1 protein-coding gene and 1 pseudogene are annotated in these 986 nt (G+C 59.1%); one reads left to right on the top strand and one right to left on the bottom strand.

The annotated features are described in order from the left end of the window. On the bottom strand, positions 1-241 hold a 241-nt coding region (locus HP547_RS28930), incomplete at its 3' end, for a hypothetical protein (protein WP_172288921.1). A gap of 546 nt (positions 242-787) precedes the next feature. On the opposite strand from HP547_RS28930, the pseudogene HP547_RS28925 reads away from it, so the two are divergent. Next, a pseudogene (locus HP547_RS28925) lies at positions 788-986 on the top strand (type I secretion system permease/ATPase); the annotation flags it as partial.

The raw sequence follows: 986 nt of genomic DNA, 5'->3' as shown, positions 1-986 counted from the left end.
CGGTGCCTGCATAGCTGGCACGGTACGAGGCGTCGAGCAGGCGCAGGAACGCGTTGTCGGCTGCGCCGAACTCGCTCTGCCCGGCGACCAGGTTGTTGTAGCTGCCATCGACGGTGCGCAGGCCGAACGGCACCTGGCCGTTGGGCAGCAGGTCGATCAGGCTGGCGCCGGCAGCGTGAGCTTCGGCGATGAAAATCTGCTTGAGGATGAACTCCAGGTCCGACTTGCTGAAATTGGCCATTGCAATTGCCCTCGATCAATCGGGAGAAATCTCAGGGCAACAGGGTCCGTCCCGCGCCCAGTCAGTGTTGACGTGCGCAGTTTCTGTATGAGGGTTCTGGGGACCGGTGGGCGGTGTCGTAATGACGCCCCTGGCCTCATCGCCGGCAAGCTGGCCCCCGCCGAAACGGCGGAAACCCTGTTAACTGTGCGATACAGCGGTGTAACGCACATGCATCGCCCCCGACTCGCACAGGGTCCGAATACATCAGACTAAAGTCGTAGGCGAAAAGCTTGTCAATATCCCGTCAAAAAAATCGTCCACCGATGGTAATGCGATGCAACTAGCTGTTTTCCCGGTACTTATGAAAAGTTCAAAGAATTTATAGAGCGAAAAGATATTACTGGATGTTTCATTGCAACCTACGCTGCTGCATGTGGGAGCGACGCAGCGTTCTGGATTATTCGCCCTGAGAGCGACCCGTCTGCGAGCCGACCAAGAAGCCACAACTACCGCCGTACGGGGCGCCGCAAGGGCTTCCCGATTTGCGATGAAGGGAGGCCCCCGATGCCCAAGGCACCACGCACCCGTTCCGAACTGGCCGATGCGCTGTTTCGCCTGCGCCGCAGCTTTTACGCCCTGGGCGCCTTCAGCGGCGTGATAAACGTCATGATGTTGACGCCAGCCGTTTACATGCTGCAGGTGTACGACCGCGCTCTGGTAAGCCGCAACGTCACCACCCTGGCCATGCTCACGCTGTTGGTAG

This window comes from Pseudomonas sp. CM27 (assembly GCF_013179515.1).
Lineage (GTDB): Bacteria > Pseudomonadota > Gammaproteobacteria > Pseudomonadales > Pseudomonadaceae > Aquipseudomonas.
The sequence above is the reverse complement of the archived record's forward strand: the minus strand, read 5'-3'. Positions and strand labels throughout refer to the sequence as shown.